Annotated in this window: 7 protein-coding genes and 1 tRNA gene; 4 read left to right on the plus strand and 4 right to left on the minus strand. The window is 63.7% G+C overall.

Going from position 1 to position 20,874, the window contains the following annotated elements:
* Positions 1-141: 141 nt before the first annotated feature.
* The 4 genes from AOT96_RS23835 to AOT96_RS23850 are packed head-to-tail and all read left to right on the plus strand — an operon-like array spanning position 142 to position 15,797.
* A complete protein-coding gene (locus AOT96_RS23835; protein WP_231917318.1) occupies positions 142-12,603 on the plus strand; it encodes a non-ribosomal peptide synthetase in 12,462 nt (4,153 codons plus the stop codon).
* A 40-nt stretch (positions 12,604-12,643) separates the two neighbouring features.
* Positions 12,644-13,657 carry a Fe2+-enterobactin ABC transporter substrate-binding protein gene (locus AOT96_RS23840; protein WP_065352927.1) on the plus strand — a complete coding sequence of 338 codons (1,014 nt, stop codon included), beginning with the start codon at positions 12,644-12,646 and terminating at the stop codon, positions 13,655-13,657.
* Positions 13,654-14,955 (plus strand): enterobactin transporter EntS, encoded by a 1,302-nt coding sequence (gene entS / locus AOT96_RS23845; protein WP_007735127.1) that lies wholly within the window; start codon positions 13,654-13,656, stop codon positions 14,953-14,955. The genes AOT96_RS23840 and entS overlap by 4 nt, the downstream gene beginning before the upstream one ends.
* Positions 14,952-15,797, plus strand: a complete 846-nt coding sequence (locus AOT96_RS23850) for a siderophore-interacting protein (protein ID WP_020907492.1) — start codon at positions 14,952-14,954, stop codon at positions 15,795-15,797. The genes entS and AOT96_RS23850 overlap by 4 nt, the downstream gene beginning before the upstream one ends.
* Here the strand turns inward: AOT96_RS23850 and AOT96_RS23855 are convergent.
* The 4 genes from AOT96_RS23855 to AOT96_RS23875 all read right to left on the minus strand — a co-directional run bounded on the left by AOT96_RS23855 (position 15,746) and on the right by AOT96_RS23875 (position 20,819).
* The gene (locus AOT96_RS23855) at positions 15,746-17,194 is read right to left on the minus strand and encodes an MFS transporter (protein WP_065352402.1); all 1,449 of its coding nucleotides are present in this window, start codon (positions 17,192-17,194) and stop codon (positions 15,746-15,748) included. The genes AOT96_RS23850 and AOT96_RS23855 overlap by 52 nt on opposite strands.
* Positions 17,195-18,214: 1,020 nt before the next feature.
* Positions 18,215-19,840, minus strand: coding sequence for an ABC transporter permease (locus tag AOT96_RS23865; RefSeq protein WP_065352928.1), 1,626 nt, complete (start codon positions 19,838-19,840; stop codon positions 18,215-18,217).
* Positions 19,837-20,628 (minus strand): ABC transporter ATP-binding protein, encoded by a 792-nt coding sequence (locus AOT96_RS23870; RefSeq protein ID WP_051649609.1) that lies wholly within the window; start codon positions 20,626-20,628, stop codon positions 19,837-19,839. The genes AOT96_RS23865 and AOT96_RS23870 overlap by 4 nt, the downstream gene beginning before the upstream one ends.
* Before the next feature lie 120 nt (positions 20,629-20,748).
* Positions 20,749-20,819, minus strand: a tRNA-Cys gene (locus tag AOT96_RS23875).
* Positions 20,820-20,874 lie beyond the last annotated feature (55 nt).

Raw genomic sequence — 20,874 nt, forward strand, 5'->3', positions numbered from 1 at the left:
TCTGATTGACGCGTCGGGAGCCGTCGGTTCTCGGGTCATCGGCGAGGCGGATTCCCCGATTCATTGACATTTAGTTTAGGCTACCCAAAACGACGTTAGGTCACCCTTGGGTGACGTGTGTCCACAGACGAGGGGATCAGTGTGAGCGTTCTTCCAGGTTCGAACTCCGGAGCGGCGAGCGAAGCTACGTTTGCTCTCACAGGAGCTCAACTCGGGATTTGGAACGCACAGAGGCTTGATCCCGAATCCCGGAGCTACCTCGTCGGTGAGGTGCTCGAAATCTCGGGCGACGAACCGATCGACACCGAACTGCTGACAGCCGCCATCACGGCGACGATCGGTGAAGCCGAAACCATGCGGCTGCGGATGATCGAGACGGCGGACGGCCCGCGTCAGTACATCTCCGACGAGCCGGTTGGCATCATCCCGATCACCGACGTCCGTGACGAGCGCGATCCCGTAGCCGTGGCGCACGCACTGGTCGACGCCGAGCGCAGCCGGGCGTCCGAGTACTGCCGCCTGATGGTGGAGCGTCCGCTGTACACCTACTCGCTGATCAGGCTCTCCGATCGCGAGATCTGGTGCATTCAGCTCTATCACCACCTGATCGTCGACGGATACAGCGCAGCAATGATTTCGCGCCGAGTCGCCGCGCACTACACGGCCGCGAAGAAGGGAACCGAGGTCGCGCCAACGCGATTCGGTTCTATGACAGATCTGGTCAGGGAGGACGAGGCGTACCGGGCTGGCGAGCAGTTCGCGGAAGATCGTGACTACTGGCGTGATGTCCTGACGCCGTTGCCCGCGTTGGACGGACGCGGCCAGCAGGTCACCGGTCCGGCGGAACGAACGATCCAGGTTCGCGAGGTCATTACCGCCGACGCCCTCAGCTGCCTCAAAGAGGTGGCAGACGCGACGGGAACAACGTGGGCCGAGGCACTGATCGCCTGCTACGGCGCGTTTCTCCACCGACTGCTCGGCGAGACGGATGTTGTCATCGCGATGCCACTCATGGCGCGCGTAGGCCGCACGGCACTCAAGACGCCGGCCATGGCAGTCAACGTTCTGCCTCTCCGGTTGACGATTCGCAGCCACGATCGACTCGGTGACCTGAGCAAGCAGGTGGCCGCCACGATGAAAAGCCTGCGCGCACACCAGCGCTACCGCGGTGAGAATCTTGCTCGGGACCTGGGCGTCGCCGGAACCGGCGCACTGCTTCACGGGATCGGAATCAATCTCAAGGCTTTCGACTTCGCCCTCGATTTCGCCGGCGCTGTGGGTGTACTGCAAAACGTCGCCGGGGGACCGCCGGAGGACCTGGGTTTGACGGTGACGCCCATTGCGGACGGCGAAGTTCTACTCGGATTCGAAGTGGACGCGCGTACCAATACTCGGGAATCGGTTCAGCGTCGCCTCGCCGGTTTCGTCAGCATCGTCAACGCGATGGTCGGGGAGGGAGATCCTGCCGTCGGTCAGGTGGAGATGATGCCTGCGGCCGAAGCCTCGCGGATTCTCGCCGGCCGCGAAACTGCACCGCTGCCCGGCTCGGTCGAACTCGTTCCCGACGTGTTCGACCGCATCGTCGTCGAGCACGCGGATGACACAGTCCTCGTATGCGGTGACGAACGTTTGACAGGCGCAGAACTCGGTGGCCGCGTCCACAAGCTCGCCCGGTTGCTTCGGGCCCGCGATGTCGGCCCGGACGACATTGTCGGACTTGCGCTTCCGCGTACTTCCGAGATGGTGGTGGCTCTGCTCGCGACATTGAACGCGGGCGCAGCGTACGTGGCCCTGGATCCGCAGCACCCGGCCGAGCGGTTGCGAGATCTGATCGACGACGCGCAGCCGAAAGTCGTGATCACCACTTCCACTCTGGCCGAGCAACTCGTCGGAGGTTCTCGGCCCGACCCCCTCGTCATCGATTCCGACGCAGTCCGCGAAGAACTCCGTGCTAATTCCGAGCTTCCACTCGAACTCGGTGAACTGGCGACAGCACGGCATGGTGATCACCTGGCGTATGTCATCTACACCTCGGGATCGACAGGCAAGCCCAAGGGTGTGCTGGTCAGAGGCGGTGGATTGGCGCACCTGCTTCACCACCATCGCGCCACCATCTACCGGGACACCGCCGAGCGCGTCGGGAACCGTCAACTGCACACCGCGCACACAGCGTCGTTCGCCTTCGATGCGTCTCTCGATCAACTGTTGTGGCTGCTGTGTGGTCATCGTGTGCACGTATACGACGAGGAACTGCAGAAGGACGCGGTTGCTCTGGTCGCGGCGTTCGAGCGAGATTGCGTCGACGTGGTCGACACGACGCCGTCGATGGCGGCAGCGATGGTGGACAACGGGTTGCTGCGTACGCAGCGGTTGCAGCTCCTCGTCGTGGGTGGCGAGGCGGCACCGCCCGCACTGTGGGACGCGATCATCGAATCCGGTGTTCCGGCTCGAAACCTGTACGGCCCCACAGAAACGACGGTCGACGCGATCGCGACCACGGTCGAAGGTGCCGGACCGCGTATCGGGTACCCCCTCGCGGGTACCCGTGCGTACCTGCTCGACAGCGCGCTCGAGCCGGTCGCCGACGGTGAACGAGGTGAGCTCTACCTGGCGGGACCGCAATTGGCCAGGGGCTACCTCGGCCGCGCCGGCGCGACCTCCGAGCGTTTTGTCGCAGATCCTTTCGGGGCTCCGGGAGATCTGATGTACCGCGCCGGGGACGTGGCGCGGTGGGTGCCGGGGCGGGGCTACGACTTCATCGGTCGCAGCGACAAGCAGGTGAAGATTCGCGGACATCGAGTCGAGTTGAGCGAGGTCGAGGCTGTTCTCGGATCGGTACCCCGAATCGGCGCGGCTGCTGCGTTGATCCGCACGGATGGGGGACGGCCCAGCCTCGTCGGCTACGTTGTAGCCGCCGCCGGCGCGACGCTTCCGCCGCAGGAAGAATTGCGCCGTGACCTCGCCGGTCGCGTACCGGATCATCTGGTTCCCGCCGCAATCGTCGTTCTGGACGAACTGCCCGTCACGGTGAACGGAAAGCTCGATCGTGCGGCACTACCTGCCCCGGCTGCCGAATCGGCAGGTCGCGCTGCATCCACACCACACGAGGAAATCCTCTGTGACGTGGTGGCCGAGGTGCTCGGCCGCGAACGCGTCGGCGTGGACGAGGATTTCTTCGGCCTCGGTGGTGACAGCATCACGGCAATCAGTGTCAGCAGTCGACTGCGGGTGCGTGGTCTGATCGTTGCTCCCAAAGAACTACTGGCACAGCGAGATCTGGGAACCATCGCCGCTGCGGCGCGTGAGATTGCCGATGACGCCGACGCCGTAGCCTCGGTTGCGGACGTGGCGACCGGCACCGTGATCGCCCCGCCGATCGTTCGAGCACTGATCGACAAGAATCCGACAGACGAGGCAATCGCGGGCTACGCGCAATGGACCGCAGTGCGCATCGACGACAGCCTTTCACTGGGTGACCTGCAGTCCGGCGTGCAGACGATCCTCGATCACCATGACGCTCTACGCCTGCTCCTGCGCCGTGACAACGACAGCGGCACTGCCGAATTGATCGTCCGGGACGCCGGTGCAGTGCGCAGCGAGGGACTCGTTCGCGAGGTGTCCGACACCTCCGAGCCGTCCCGGATCAGAGAGCTCGCGGAGGCGTCGGCGGCGAGTCTCGACCCACGCGCCGGTGAACTCCTGCGAGTCGTACTGGTCAATACCGAGGCCGGTCGACCCGACCAATTGATCGTCGTGGCTCACCATTTGATCGTCGACGGTGTGTCCTGGCGAATTCTGCTTCCAGACCTCCACGAAGCTACCGATGCAGCGCGCGAGCGTAGGTCGGCCCGGTTGGCTGCAGGCGGAAGTTCGTGGCGTCGATACGCAGGGTTGCTCGCGGAATTCGGGGCCTCTGGCAGCAGGGCGTCAGAGCTCGAGTACTGGAAGTCCGCGTCGGTACAGGCGGACGACGAGCCGATCGGCAGTCGTCGTCTCGACCCGAAGATCGACGTGACCGCAACCGCCTCTCGCACGACAACCATTGCGCCCCCGGCCGTCACCGACGCGCTGTTGACCACGCTTCCGGCGGCGTATCGAGCCAAGACCGACGAAGTGCTTCTCGCGGGATTGATGCTTGCCTTGCGCTCATGGCAGCACAGTCGCGGCCTGACTGGGCTGCCCGCGCAGACAGTTACCGTCGAAGGTCATGGCCGCGACGCGCTCGCCAGCGACACCGACTTCGCCGGAACCATCGGGTGGTTCACCAGTGAGTTCCCCGTTCGGGTTCCCACCGATGCACTGCTCACCGCAGACGATCTTGCCGACGCACTGAGCGGGGGAGCAGCTGCCGGGCATCTGCTTCGTGCGGTGAAGGAAGCAAAACGCGCCGTACCCGGAGGTGGAGTCGGCTACGGAGTTCTGCGGCATCTGGATCGCGACACCGCACCTGACCTTTCCGCGTGCGCTACACCTGAACTGTTGCTCAACTATCTCGGCCGCTTCCCGTCCCTACCCGGAACCGGATGGCGATTGCCGGAGCAGGATCCATTCGCGGTCATCGAACCGGCGAGCAAGGCAATGTCGGAAGTGCTGGCGCTCAACGCATTTGTCCGAGAGGACGACTCGACGACGCTGGCGGTCGAATGGACTGCGGCGGGTTCAGTGCTCGACGGCGCGACGATCGTCGAGCTGCAAGAGCATTGGGAACGTGCGCTCGCTGCCCTGACCGCGCATGCCGCGCTCTTCGAGGGTGGTTTGACGCCTTCCGATTGCTCGGCGACGATCTTCGGCCAGGGCGCGGTGGTCGATCAGGCCGGGATCAACGAACTCGAAGCCGTCCACGGACCGCTTGCCGACGTCCTTCCGCTCTCGCCGCTACAAGAAGGTCTCCTGTTCCATGCGGTCCGTGACGGAGCCGCAGACGTCTACACGCTCACTGCACGCTTCGACCTCTCCGGGCCACTGGACGAGGCGAAGTTGGCCGACGCGTTCGAGACCGTGATCGACAGGCACCCGAACCTTCGCGCAGCTTTTCACTACGAGCAGTTCGAACGGCCCGTTCAGATCATTCCGCGCGGCGCAAAAGTCGAGTGGCGTTCGGTCGATCTGACCTCCGTTCCAGCTGACACTGCATTCCGCTCTGCAGATCAGCTCGAGGACGAGGCCGCCAAGCATGTCTTCGACGTCAGTACACCGCCTCTGCTGCGTGCACTACTGGTTCGGCTGCCCGGCGGGGTGCACCGTTTGGTCCTCAACGCGCACCACCTGCTCACCGACGGTTGGTCGACTCCGATCGTCCTGCGCGAGCTGATGAACGTCTACCACGACGGCGACAGCCGCCTCCCTGCGCCGACGCCGTATCGCGACTACTTGGCATGGATCGCCGGCCGTGATCAGGACTCTGCCCGCGCAGCGTGGAGCGAGCGTTTGCGTGGGCTCACCGCGCCGACTCTCGTTGCCGATGCCGGAGCGCCGCGAAGTGTGCCCGTCGCGCTCGAGGTTCCTCTCGCGACATCGGACGCCGAAGCGCTGATCGAACTCGGCCGTGCGCGAGCGCTGACGGTCAACACCCTGGTTCAGGGTGCGTGGGCGGCAGCGCTCGCCGAAGCGACAGGACAGTGGGACGTCGTGTTCGGGGCCACGGTGTCCGGCCGACCTGCCGAACTCTCGGGGGTGGAGGGAATGGTCGGGTTGTTCAGCAACACGATTCCGGCCCGCCTCGACATCGTCGCGCACCGGCCTTTGCTCGATCAGTTCGTCGGTCTGCAGAACGCCCAATTCGACATCGTGGACGTCGAACACACCAGTTTGGCCGAGATCGAACGCATCGCCGGAATCGGGCAACTGTTCGACACGCTCCTGGTGTTCGAGAACTTCCCGAACTCCGGTGCGGGACAGCCTGCATCGCACACACTGCGGGTCGAGGGATTCACCAACCGCGGAGTCACGCACTATCCGATGACGTTGATGGCGCCGCCGAGCACCAATCTGGATCTGGTTCTATACCACGATCCGGCAGTTGTCTCCGACGCCACGGCGCAGCGAATGGTCACACGGCTCGCGGAGATCCTGCGTGGGTTGCTGACCGAACCGACAGCTCCCGCATCCGAGGTGCTCACGGTAGTCCGACAGGCAGTGTCCGTTGCCGATGCGGTGTCTGCCGCGAAAAATGTCGCTGTCACGAAAAAGGTGGCCGCGTCCGATCCTGCGATCGATGTCGATCCCGCGGTCGTTGATGCAGTGTGCGCCTGTGTCGAAACGGTGTTGGAGATTCCCGACGTCGATCCGGGTGACAATTTCTTCACTCTCGGCGGTCACTCGCTCACTGCGATGCGGTTGGTGGGAAGCCTGCGCAAGCTGGGAATTCGCGTCGTCGTCTCGGATGTCTTCGACACCCCGACCCCCCTCGGTCTTGCCGTGGCCGCACGCGTCGATCGGACGAAGTTCTCGCCGGATTCGGTCGTTGGCGTCGATCGACCCGTCGTGACCGTGGCGACGTTCCGCGCCCCGGCGGTGGCGGGAAATCCTGATCACGAGCGGTACTGGGTTCGCACGCTCGCGGACCTGCCCCTCGAAACGGACCTTCCGTATGACCGCCCGCGCGGCGAAGAGTACCGCCCGCACACCTACCTCCGTCAGCTACGCGATGCCCGGTTCGGTGACGAACTAGGATTCGACGCGGTGCTGTTGGCTGCCGTGGCGGCGACGCTGAACAGCTTCGGCGGTGGTCGGGACCTTGCGGTCGGACTGGTCTCGGAAGGGAATGACACCCTGATTCGGGTCGACCTGTCCGGTCGGCCGAGAATTGCCGATGTCGTTCGGCGAGTCGAAAACGCTGTCACCGAGGCACTTGCGCATTCCGATGTCAGCCTCGACCGAATCGCGGATCTACTCGGGCGTCCGACGAGCAGCCTGTTCGCTGCCCGTGTCGGTCACTCGCCCGGAAAGAGCGTCGACCTCGAATTCGTCCGAACCGCAACAGAACTTCGATTGACGGTTGATGCCGGGCTGTTCGACGCCGCGACTGCGGACGCATTGCTCGACGGTGTGATCGCGGTCCTCGGTCACGAAATCAGCACTGTCGTCGCGGATCTGCGACTGGCGGAAAACAAGCCGGATCGCGACCCGGGCCGACGCGCGACGCCGCCGTCGGGGATCTCGCAGTTGTTCGCTCGACACGTCAGCCGCCACCCCGACGACATCGCGGTGATCTCCGGCGAGGTCGGAATTACCTACGGGGAACTGTCGGCGCGCGTCGACGAGCTGGCCCGCGAACTTCTCGCGGTCGGCGCCGGACCCGAGAAGGTAGTCGCCGTCGCGCTGGATCGAAATGCGGATCTGGTGGCCGGACTGCTCGCGGTACTGCGCATCGGCGCTGCGTACCTGCCACTCGACGTCCATTACCCGACTGAGCGGCTCGAGTTCATGATCGAGGACGCGGCTCCGGTGTGTGTCCTGACCAGTATCGACAGCGCCGGGCAACTTCCGTTGACGGTCGCCACGAGTGTCTTCGTGGACGGTGAGTTCACCAACTCGGGTGTCGTGCTTCCTCCGCCGCCCGCGGCGGGTGATCACCTCGCCTACATGATCCACACCTCCGGTTCGACGGGTCGCCCCAAGGGCGTGATGGTCTCGACGGGCAACCTCGCAGCCTTCGCGGACACGGTACTCGAGGATTGCTGGATCAGGCCGGGCGATCGCATCGTCGCGGTGACAACGGTGTCGTTCGACATCGCGGCACTCGAGTTGCTGTGCCCGCTCGCGGCGGGCGCGACTGTCGTGATCGCAGACCGCAGGACGGTTCGCGATCCGGATGCGTTGTCGGCGTTGATCATCGCAAGCGATGCGACAGTGATGCAGGCAACGCCGGCGCTGTGGCGAGTGGTCACCGAACACGAGAACGCAGTCGGACTCGCCATGGTGCGAGCCCTGGTGGGAGGGGAAGCCCTCCCGCAGGATCTGGCCGACGATCTGGTGGCCAACGCTGCTTCGGTCCGGAATGTCTATGGACCCACCGAGGCCACGGTGTGGGCGACATCTTCGGTCATCACGACCGGCGACCGAGTCACGATCGGTCAGCCCTGGACCGATGTGCACGTGCGAATCCTCGACGACGACCTGCGTGAGGTTCCGGAAGGCGTTGCGGGCGAGCTGTATCTGGGCGGTGCGCAGGTGGTCCGCGGATACCTGAACCGCCCCGATCTGACCGTCGCTCGGTTCGTCGCCGATCCTTCTCTGCCGGGGGCACGCCTCTACCGCACCGGCGATCTGGTCCGACGCCGGCGAGGGGTTTTGCACTTCCTTCGTCGTGCGGACGATCAGGTGAAGGTTCGCGGTTTCCGCATCGAGCTCGGCGAAGTCGAAGGCGCGCTCGGATCGGTGGCAGGTGTGTTCCGCGCGGCAGCCACCGTTCGCGTCGATGCGGCGGGTACCGGAAGTTTGCACGGGTATGTGGTTCCCGAAGGTGCAACCACGCTCGATTCGGTACTGGTGCGCAAGGAGATTGCGCGGCTCCTACCCGAACACATGGTGCCGCAGACCATCACGGTGCTCGAGGCACTACCACTCACCCTCAACGGGAAGGTGGACCGGAAGGCATTGCCCGACACCGCGCCGGATCGCGTGCCGAGTCCGCTCGTGGCCGTCGATGCGGATCGTCGGGCACGGCTCGAGTCGCTGAGCCCGGGCTGGCAGGACGTGCTGCCACTCGGTCCCTTGCAGGAAGGCATGTACTTCCAGTCGGTTCTCGACGGCGCCGGCGGCACGGATGTCTATCACATGCAGCCGCGATTCGAGTTCTCCGCCGATGCCGCCGTCGACGTTCGCTCACTCCGCGCAGCAGGGGATGCGCTCTTGCGGCGCTATCCGAACCTGCGGGCCGGCTTCACACACGCCGGGTTCGACGCTCCGGTGCAGTTCGTGCCCAGGGCAGCCGAAATGCCTTTCCGCGAAATCGATCTGAGCGCAGTCGCACCCGACGACTTGGATATCGAGGTCCGCGCCGTCGACGAGGCTGAATTCGGCAGGCTGTTCGACTTGAGTGCGCCGCCACTCATTCGAATGGTGTTGGTCTGGTTGCCAGGTGGTGGAGCGCACCTCGTCTTCACTCAGCACCACCTGCTGACCGACGGTTGGTCGCAGACCTTGATGTACGCGGAGTTGTTTGCGCTCTACGAGTTTGCTCGCACACACGGCACGGACCCGGTTGGACTCGGCGGCGCGCTCGACAAGCCTGCGGACTTCCGTGATCACCTGCGATGGATCGCCGAAGCGGATCGCACGGACGCCATCTCGTCCTGGAAGGACTACCTCGCGGATCTCGAGCAACCCACACTCGTGGGTGGTACGGGATCAGGCGGACGCGCTCCGTTGCCGGTGTTCACCCGGGTTCAGCTCGAACAGAAGATCACCGAGCACGTACGCGAGTTGGCCAGACGTAGCGGAGTGACGCTGTCCACCGTCGTCTCTGCGGCGTGGGGCCTGGCATTGCGCGCCGTGACGGGCCGTGACGACGTGGTCTTCGGATCGGCGGTTTCGGGACGTTCACCCGAGGTCGAGGGCGCCGACCGCATGGTGGGATTGGCGCTCAACACCATTCCCGTGCGTGTCCGGGTCCGGCCAGGCGAGGAGATCTCGGCGTTGCTCGGACGCCTGTTCCGTGAACAAGGTTCGCTGCTGGGGCATCACCATCTCGGGCTCGGCGACGTGCAGCGAAGTGCAGGGTTCGCCACGCTCTTCGACACGCTCTACGTTTTCCGCAACACCCCTCGCGACGAACAGGCACGTCGAGACACGTTCGGTCGCAGTGGAATCGTCGGGTTCGATGCGGTGGACGGCACGCACTATGCGCTCACGCTCGACGTGGATCCGGGTGTCGGGGACGCGGCGATGGCGCTCACACTCGAAAACCGTCCTGACCTGATTCCGCACGACGTGGCTCAGGACATCCTGTCCCGCACCATCACGATTCTCGAAGTGATGGCGAATTCCGATACCGCCACGGTGGCGGACACGGCGGTTCCGCTTTCGCGCACCCCCGCGGAATTCGCTTCGGAGCACGTCGTGATGCCACGGCCGGACCAGGCCGGCGGTAGCGTGGACGCACTACTGCGCGAAAGGGCAGCGGCAACTCCGGACGAGACGGCGCTGGTCTTCGGAGACGTCACACTGAGCGCAGCCGAGATGAACTCTCGGGTGGACAGACTGGCACGGATACTCGCTTCGGCGCTGGGGCAGTCGGTACCAGGCGGGGGACCGACCCGTGTTGTCGCGCTCGCGCTTCCGCGTACTGCCGATCACGTCGTCGCAATCTTCGCCGTCATGAGAACCGGAGCGGCCTACCTTCCCTTGGATCTGGCTCACCCGCCGGCACGCCTGCGCGAACTCATCCTCGACAGCGATGCGGCGCTGGTAGTCACCACGACTCAGACGCGTGACCTCGTTGTTCCCGATGGACAGCCATGTCTGGTCCTCGACGACCCGGACGTGGCCGGGGTACTCGACGGGCAGTCTTCGGCACCAGTTGTCGACGAGGCTGCGGTCTGCGGGCCGACCTCACCGGACCAGCCTGCCTACGTCATCTACACCTCGGGCAGTACCGGAAAACCCAAGGGCGTCGTGGTGGGTCACCGCGGGTTGACGACGATGTATCACAATCACAAGGCCGAGATATTCACTCCGACCGAAAACAGTGTGGGTGGCCGACGTCTGCGCATCGCGCATACAGTCTCGTTCTCGTTCGACATGTCGTGGGAGGAACTGTTCTGGTTGCTCGCGGGGCACGAAGTTCACGTGATCGACGAGCAGGCGCGACTGGACCCCGCGTCTCTGGTGAAGCATTACCGCGAAGTCGGTATCGACGTCGTGAATGTAACCCCCTCGTATGCACGGGAACTGATGGCCGCCGGTCTCCTCGACGGTGAGCGGACGCCGGTGTTGGTGATGCTCGGCGGAGAAGCTGTACCTGCCGAGTTGTGGTCGCGATTGCGCGATCAGGACGGTGTCGACGGGTACGACCTTTACGGGCCGACGGAGTTCACGATCAACGCGATGGGATCCCCGGTTCAGGGGAGCGAGACACCCTGCTTGGGTCGTCCGATTCTGAACGCGTCTGCGCGGGTACTCGATTCGGGTCTGCGGGAGGTACCGATCGGAGCGGCGGGCGAGCTGTACATGTCCGGAGACGGAACGGCGATGGGTTACCTTCACCGGACCGCGTTGACCTCCGCTGTGTTCGTTGCTGATCCCTACTCCGTCGGCAAGCGCATGTACCGCACGGGCGATGTCGTACTGCGTCGTCGCGACGGTGAACTCGAATACCTGGGTCGCGCGGACCATCAGGTCAAGATCCGAGGCATTCGGATCGAATTGGGTGAAGTGGAATCCGCGTTGGCGTCGTTGCCGGGAGTGTTGCGAGCGGCAGCGTCCGTCCGTAGCGAAGGCGGTGCGCCGCCGAGACTGGTCGGCTACGTCATCGAAGAACCCGGTGCCGATTCAACCGATCTGCGAGCTGCGTTGCGGGAACGCGTACCGGCACACCTGGTTCCGTCGGACATCGTCGTCGTGGACTCGATCCCGCTGACGCCCAACGGAAAACTGGACCGCGGTGCGTTGCCGGCACCCCCCGCCCGAGCAGCGGCCCGAGCACCGCGAACCGAGATGGAAAGGCAACTGTGCCAGGTCTTTGCGCGGGTACTCGGCGTCGAGGCAGTCGATCCCGAAGAGAGTTTCTTCGATCTCGGCGGCGACTCGCTTCGAGCCATGCGACTGGTGGGGGAGATGGAGCACGACCTGTCGGTGAGCGTCGGTGTGGGAACGCTGATGGCCCGTCCGACAGTTGCAGAACTTGCAGTACACCTTGACGAGTCGGCGTCCGAAATCGATCTGAGTCGTGATCGCCTCCTGACACTGCGAGCCGACGGCAGCGGAGAGCCACTGTTCTGCGTGCATCCGGCCGGTGGATTCGCTTGGCCCTTTGCGCCTTTGACCGGTGTTCTCGAGGCCGACCGTCCGCTGTTCGGCCTGCAACTGCCCACAGTTGCCGGGGAGCCACTCGAACCGACGAACGTGGACCAACTGGCAGCGATGTACGTCGACACGATTCGCGGCGTGCAACCGAGCGGGCCGTACCACCTGCTCGGCTACTCGTTCGGTGGCAACGTCGTTGCCGCGATGGCTGCTCAGCTGGTCGATATCGGCGAGACAGTGGAGTTCGCCGGTCTGATCGATACTCATCCGCTGGGAGATCGTGACGATCGCGGTCGCGACGATGCCGACGACCGAGATCTGGCCGCCGCCCTGCCACCCGAGATCCTCACTCAGGCACCGGGACTGGTCGACGCTGTTCGGGCGGGTTTTGATGCCACTCGTTTGCTCGTGGCCAGCTCGACCGACACAACCTACGACGGACCGGTTACTCTGATCACCGCCGACGCCGAGGCGTCCGGACAGCTGCTGGCTGATCGCTGGCGCGGAGTCCGCGGGGACCAGGACATGGCAGTACACCATCTGCCGTACGACCACGCCGGTTTGGTGACCCCAGCCGGGTGGGCGGCGATTGCCCCGCTGCTCGACAGCTATTTGTCGAAACGCACGGCTACATAGTTCGAAAACCACACAGTTGAAACACAATGGGAGCTCAATGATGAAGTCCACACCGCCCCTCGCGATACGGAGTTGGCGACGTTTCGTCGCCATCGCAGGGTTGCTGATCGTCGCACTCGTGGCGATGATCGGTTGCAGTAGCGATTCGAACGACGAACCGACCAAGGCTGCAGAGCCCGCGACCCGCGTGATCGAGACCGAGAAGGGCTCGGTCACCGTGCCCGCGTCGGCGGAGCGCATCGTGGTTCTGAGCGGCGGTCTCGCCGGATACCTGTACGCCCTGGACGCACCGGTGGTTGCCACCGATACCCGCGTCCTCGGTGTCACGAACCTCGACGGTGGATTCCCGCCGGCTTGGGCGGACGCCGCAAAGGCGCAGGGCACCAAGGAATTGCCGGCCGGCGAGCAGCTCAACATCGAAGCCGTCGCGGCGGCTGAGCCCGACCTGATCATCGGCGGTGGCCAGGGAATCACCTCCGTTCAGTCCGAGGAACTCTACGATCAGCTCACTGCTATCGCACCCACCGTCTTGGTCCCCAAGACGGTCGCCGCGTGGGACAAGCAGCTCGAAATCGTCGCCGACGCGGCGGGCCGTTCCGACCAGGTTCCGGCGCTGATGAGCGCATACGAGGACAAGGTCAAAGAGGTCAAGGGCAAGATCAAGGTTCCCGAGGGCAACGTCGTCTACTTCCTCTCGGTCTCGAGCAACAAGCCGTACCTCGTTCCGCCGACGGCCGCGCTGCCCGCGATGCTCGCCGAGCTCGGTTTCAAGGCCGACGACGTCATGGCCAAGGCCGGCAACCCGCAGCTCTTCGGCTCGGGTGACTCGTTCGAGGTCAGCCCGGAACTGCTCTCGCAGGTCGCCGATGCTCCTGTCGCCTTTGTGATTCCGGTGTCCGGTCGCCCGATGGCCGAACTTGCCACCGATCCGCTTTACTCGCAGTTGCCGTCCTTCAAGGCAGGCACGACGTTCGAGCTCCCCGCCAGCAGCTACCGTCCTGACTACGACGGCGCAATGGCTACCCTCGACCTGATCGGCCAGACCTTCGCATGACTCGATTCGGTGGGCTGGTGATCGATGTTTCACCCTTGCGGACCAGCCGTCCCTTCAGGTACGCCTTTTCCGCGCGATTGATCTCGCTGCTCGGGATCGGACTGCTCGTCGTAGCCGTCCCCGCGCAGACGTACCAGCTCACCGGCTCGACCTTGCAGGTTGCCGGAGTGTCCACGGCGATGGCCATCGCCATGTTCTTCGGCAGCCTGTTCGGCGGCGTGCTCGCTGACCGTTACGATCGGCGACGCACCATCCAGTTGGCCCGCAGTGCTGCGGGTCTCGGCTTTGTCATTCTCGGGTGCAATGCGCTCTTGCCACACCCGTCGATGTGGGTCATCTACGTCGCGGCAGCTGTCGACGGCTTGGCCGGCGGTGTCAGCAGCTCGGCCTTGATGGCTTTGATGCCGACGTTGTTGCCGCGCAACAAGATGGCTGCGGCCGGCGCTTTGGTAGCGCTGACCACCGACATCGGGACGATGATCTCGCCGGCAATCGCCGGCGTGATCATCGCCTCCGGCGGCATTCCCGCGACATACTTTGTTGCTGCGGTGGCCACCGCAGCAACTGTCACGTTGTTCCAAGCCATCGGCCCTTCTCCTGCACCGGGCACGAATCACGAAAGCCCGATGCGCGCGCTGGTGACCGGCGTGAAATTCGCCGGCACGCACACAGTCATTCGCGGCATCCTGATCAGCGGTCTGTTGGTCATGTTCGTCAGCGGGCCGATGGTGTTGCTGCCTGCCTTCGTCGACCAGGTTCTCGGCGGCGGACCCACCATGCTCGGTCTGCTCTACGGCGCCCCCGCTGTCGGCGCTGTGGTCGGTTCCCTCACCAGCGGTTGGACCGGACGAGTCCACCGCAACGGCGCCGCGATGTTGATCTCTGTTGCGCTGATGCCTCTCGGCCTGGTGGTACTGGGTGCGTCGGGAGCAGCGATTGTCGCGTTCCTGGGCCTGGCCGGATTCGGCCTCGGCCGCGCACTCAACGACATTCTGAGATTTGCAGTCCTTCAACAGAACACGCCGGACGAATTGCGCGGACGCGTGTCCAGTCTGTGGATGGTGCAAGCCGTCACGGGTACGGCGATCGGTTCGATGGCAGCCGGGTTCCTCGGGCAGTGGCTCGAGCCTGGCGCCGCGCTACTGGTCTTGGGGCTCGCCGGTGTGACACTGGGCCTGGTGCTCCTGGCAGCATTGGGTTCGGTGCGCCGGGTAACTTCGGAGATCAACGAAGTCGATCTCTCCGAAAACACTGTGCCGGTGGGGAATGCTCCGCCGGAAAAGGAAGGTAGTTCATGAACCGAGGAGACCACCTCGCGACCATCGCCGAAGTTCTGGCGGGAACCACCGGCGCAAAAGTGCCGTACCCCATCGGCATTCGCGAACTCGAAGTTGTTCGCAGCGAAATGGTCGGGACCGGACTGTTGCGTCTGACCTTGGGTGGACCGGAGTTGGCGGGCTTCGAATCGCACGCTCCCGACGAGCATGTTCGCCTGGTCTACCCGGATGCAGACGGAACTTTACGTCTACCCGAACGCGACGGATTCAGCCTGAAGTGGCCTCGTCCATTGCCGATCTCGCGTGAGTACACCGTCCGTCGATACGACGCCGAGGCGGGGGAGCTGGACCTCGACTTCGCGCTCCACGATGGTGGGTACGCCTCTGATTGGGCTCAGGCGGCCACCGTCGGCACTCGGGTGCACGTGGCAGGTCCGCCCGGTGGCGTCGTGGTTCCGTGGACGTACGACCGCTATCTGCTGGCCGGTGACATCACCGCCCTTCCTGCCATTGCTCGTTGGCTCGAGATGATGCCCGCTGCTGCCGCCGGGTGGGTGTTCGTCGAGATCACCGACCCTTCACAGGAAATCGAACTCACTGTTCCGGAAGGCGTCGAGGTGCGATGGCTGCACCGCGGTGACGTCCCAGCCGGTCACTCGGATCTGCTCGAGCAGGCAGTACGGACGGTCACCGTGCCCGAGGGCGAGCGTGTCTACGCCTGGATCTCCGGTGAGGCCACCAGTCTCAAGCCGATTCGCAGATTCGTGCGCGACGAACTCGGCCTGAGTTCGGGCGACCACCTGATCACGGGCTACTGGAAGCGCGGAGTCGCAGACTTCGACGAGGACGACGACGACCACTGAACATCGGTTGATGCCGGTTTCGGCATCGTCACCGCGACAACGAGTCCGACAATCGCAACGATTGCCGCCACTCCGAAAGCTGTGGCGAATGCCGAGTGCTGGGGAAGGCCGCCGGATGAAGTCGCGCTCGCGATGATCCCGGCGGCAATTTGGGTTCCCACAGCAGAACCCAGCGATCTGGCGATCGTGACTATTGCCGTCGTGACACCTACGCGGTCTGCCGGTGCGCTGTCGGCGGAGATGACGAACACTGCCGTCGACGCGGCGGCAACGCCGGTACCCGCAAGGATCAGCACCACAACGATCTGCCACATCGTTGTTGCAAAGACCCCGACGGCGCCGCTCAGGCCGAGGAAGGCAACTCCCGCTACCGCAATGGCTTTCGTGCCGACCCGTTGTGCGAGCTTTCCGGAGATCACCGACGCGATGACCGCTGCGCCGTAGCCGACGCACAGCAGGAAGCCGATGGCGCTGGTCGACGCACCGCGGCCGAATCCGCTCTCTGCCGGCACGGCGAGTTGTTGCGGAAGTAGATAGACAACAGCGCCGTAGGTGAACCCGAAAACCACGCCGACGACCACGGCGCTCCACATCGAACGATGCCGCATCATCGTCAGGTCGACCATCGGCTCGGTTGTCCGGCTCTGATACCTGGCCCAGATCGTGAACACGGCAGCGGAAGCGAGAAGCAGCAGCATCGACGTCGGTGCGCCCCACCCGTTGCTCGATGCGCTCGCCAGCCACGCCGTCAGCGTCAACAATCCCAGAGCCAATCCGCCCGCTCCCGGCCAATCGAGTCGGCCGCCGACGTTCGACATGTGATCTCGTGGTGTGCTCACGGCAAAAGCAATTGCGCCGAGCAAAACGAACGCGGTCGGAACTGCATACATCGCGGAGCGTGAGACGTTTTCCGCGACGGGCCCGGCCAATACGACTCCCAGAGCGCCGCCGGCCACTACGACAGCCCCGAGCAAACCCGTGGCCGTCTTCAGTCGGTCCGAGGACAAAGTGCGTCGTAGGACCACGAAGCTCACGGGAAGCAACCCGAGCCCGAATCCCTGGAGAAACTGGCCGAGGACGAACAGCGGGAAGATCGTTGCGAGAGCGGACACGCTGCCGCCCAGGACAACGATTGTCGTGATCGCGAGCAAGGTGGGGCGGGCGCCGTACACGTCGGCTATTTGCCCGGCCATCGGCGTGACGAGGACAGTGCTCAACGTCAGAGCGACGGATGCGAGCGCTCCGACGTCGGCCGTCACTCCGAAGTCTCTCTGTATCAGGGGGAGTGCGGGGACGATGATGCATTCGAGCGCGGCCACGGCAGCGATCAGCAGGGTCAGGCTTGCGATAGTTGCTACCGGTCGCGGCTGATTGCCGGAGACGCTCTCTGTGGTCATCGTGCTCTCTTTCGATCGGGGAGTGAGGAGCTTATGGACGCGACGAAACGCCGCCCCTCCAAGAGCCCGGAAGGGTTGTGGCACTGGATATATCGGGCTGTGAAGTAGACCGTCTCTTTATTTCGTTACGCGTACCGTTATTGTTGAGAAATGTAATCGGATTCAGCGCACAAAGCAAGAGTCGGATGGGGTGGAAATGGTGCCATGTATCGCCAGATCGCAACGGGCAGACTTTTGCTGCTACCGTCGGTCGGTGTCAGGTGATGTGACGATGGGGCTCATTTCTCGATGAGCATGACGCTGGTCACCAAAATGCTTCTCCGAGCAGGGAGTTCATCTGCCGGACACATCCAAGGTCCCCGTTTGAATGCCGGGTTTGTTAGCTTTCTGCCTGTGACGCGACGTCACGGAAAGTTCACGAATCACGGAGGATCATCATGGGTTCTATTTCAACGATCATCGGAATCTTCGAGCTCTACAAGCTTCTCGAGCCGCTGCTGAGCTCGCTGAGCTGATTCAGGTGTGATTTCGCTGTCGAGCCGGGGCGCCGAGGGACTCGGCTCGACAGCGGATCTCGAGGATCCGGCGCGATCAGGACCCGTGGAACGGATGTCGGCACCGGCAGAATTCCATCGCTCCGGTGTAGTGGTCCATCACCAGGATTTCTGCACACCGAGCGGGCTGCGGTGCGAACCTGAGGCAGCGCTCGATCCACCCACGCTCCAGCGAAGGGGCGGGGTGCGCGCAGTTCCCGCATCGGCCGGGACGTTCGGCGACACGTACGGAACCGTGGTGCTCCGGGGGCATGCCAAACATCTTGGTGGTGCGATGTTTCCAGGGCAATGGTTCGGCTCGAGCGGAAGCTATGTCACGAAAGCCCGGCGGCGATATGCGAGGACCGAACCCGTTGAGCTGCGCTACCTGGATCCCTGATAATCCGATTGCCCAGACTGAGTTTTTTGGTGCAAGTTGCGGCTACTGCGCTGACGCCCAGAAATTCTCGGACTATCTGGGCAACGATCATGCGGTGGTAACCGCGAACAGAATCCGATCCGGCTCGCGTTGCATACGGGTGATCGCGACGCGGCCCCCGATCCAAGCACCAAGTGCACCGATCGCAACAGCGACAGGGATGGCGGAATAGTTCACCGGGTTCGGTAGCAGCGCCCCTAGTAGCACGCCGGGCGCCGTTGTCGCGGCGAAGATGACGATGGCGAGGATGATCAGTCCGAAGGACGAGCCGTTGAAGGATCCGCGGGTGTTGAGGGAGAACGTCTTCTTCATCTCCGGGACCGGGTAGGGGGCTTTGGCGGAGATCGCTACTGCCAGTCCTGCACCGACTCCCATCATCGAAATGCCGACGGCGAGCGGCACGGCCAGTCGGTCGGTCCCGAGGTCCCCGAAGATCCGTACAGCAGCTGTTGCGACGACCACGAAGGGTGTCATCACGATCGCCCACGCGATTTGTCGGCCCCGGACGTCAGCGGCAGCGGCTTCGGGGATCATCACCAGATGCCAGATCGATGCGCCGTCGAATCCGTACAGATTCGATCCGGCTGCCATTGCCAGGTAGATCAGGAACCAGGCACCCCATGCGGCGGAGAAGGGGATCGATGACGAGATCAGCGGTCCGAAGCCGGAGACCAAGGTCATGATGGCAACGGAGAGCAGTTGTGTTCGTCGGCGCATGTCTCCGTGCCAGAGCGAAAGCTCGCGAGAGATGACGGTGCCCAGTCGGGATGCGCGCCAACCGGTTCGAATGTCGCGGCCCTGGTTCTTCAATTGCACGGAAGTGGCGCCCGCTGATTCTGCGACCTTCCCGTTGAAGTAGCGAACGACCAGGCGTTGCCATGACCACAGCAGTGCGAGATCGACCAGCACCAGGGCGAGGACTGCTCCGGCGGCGAGGAGCCAGGCGCCTCCTGCTGCTGCGTCGACACTGGTGATTCCCCACGCGAACGGGATCGAATGCGCGACCGTGAGCGGCCACGTGACGTCGCCGTCCACGACCGTGCCGAGGCGACTCTGCAGCGGAAATTGCAGCAGATACAGTCCGCCGAAGAACGTGCCGAATGCCAACAGTCCCAGTTCGCGGCTGCGACGACTCCGCAGGAGCTGCGACATCGCCAGCATCGCGACCCGTGAGGTGCCGACAATGAGCAGGACCGTTGCGGGCCAAGCGATAATGGCCAATGGCAGTGCGGCAGGGTGGTGTGTAGCGGCATAAATTGGAATCGCTGCTGCAGCCAACGCGGTAATCGGCACGGTTATACCGACCAGCGACGTCGAGAACAGTGCTCTGGCGAGTCGGACGGGTTCCAGGGGGAGTAGTTGGAAATGTCTGGGGTGAAGATTGTCATCTGACAGACCAGACATGATCGGCATCAAGATCCACATCACGCCGATAGCCGAAAGTGCGAGACTGGTTGTGCCGCTGACGAGATCGGGGGAAACACCGTTCTTTCCCGAAGCTCGTAGGCACAGTAGCGCTGCCCCCAGAACCCCGAACAACGCTGCAATGACCTTGATTACAGCTCTTCCACCGGTGAACTGACGTTTGTAGAGGGTCATGCGCATGCGGAGAACAGTGCGCCACACAGAGACCGACGGGTTCCAGTGTGTCGGTGAAAAGCTGGTGGTGGTCATGCGCGCATCCATGACAGTCCGTCGGGACTGGGACTGCGGCTACCGACAAGGCGAACGAATGCCTCGTCGAGAGTGTTGCCTGCGCGCACCTCGTCGACCGTTCCTGAAGCCACGACGCGACCGTCTGCGATGACTCCGATGTGAGTACACAGTTGTTCGACAAGGGCCATCACGTGACTGGAAAGAATGACCGAGCCACCTGAGTGGACGAACGAGAGCAGAATGCTCCGAATTCCGGCCGAAGAAATGGGGTCGACAGCTTCGAACGGCTCATCCAGTACCAGTAAGCGAGGGCCGTGCAACAAGGCCGAGGCCAACCCGATTTTCTTCGTCATGCCCGCTGAATAATCGGCGATGACCGTTCCACCTGCATCGGCGAGATCGAGCGCGGCCAACAGTTCGTCGCGTCGTGACGCGATGACGTCCTCTGGCATACCGCGCAGTCGCCCGAAATAGGTGAGTAGTTCATGACCGGTGAACTGGGCGGGTAGCGCCAAACCGTCGGGTAGGACGCCGAGCAGACTCTTCGCTGCCACAGGGTCGTTCCACACGTCGTAGCCGTACACCAGGCTGCGACCGTAGTGCGGGCGAAGCAATCCGACAGCCATCGACAATGTGGTCGTTTTTCCCGCACCATTCGGGCCAACCAGTCCGAACAACGAACCTGAGGGCACTGCAAGAGAAAGGTCGTTCACAGCAACTTTCGCGCCGAACGCCATGCAGAGGTGTTCCACTTGCAAAGCCATCGGTCCGGGAGGTAACTGTCCTGTCTCGGGGAGAGGGTGCATCGATCGAGGGTAACTGTCCGGAGCCATGTGCGCGGAGACGGAGCGGAGCGATGCAGGCTGCGTGCACCGAATGTCATTCCTAGGTGGGGGTTGCGACATGAGTCGCTGGTTCGCAAGGGGAGCGGATGGCAGGAGTCGAACCTGCGTGGACGGTTTTGCAGACCGCTGCCTTGCCGCTCGGCCACACCCGCATTGATCCAATTATGTTCGTAGTGAACAACAGTCGCCACCATTGTGATCAGGGTG

The sequence above is a fragment of the Rhodococcus sp. 008 genome (genome assembly GCF_001682295.1).
Lineage (GTDB): Bacteria > Actinomycetota > Actinomycetes > Mycobacteriales > Mycobacteriaceae > Rhodococcus_F > Rhodococcus_F qingshengii.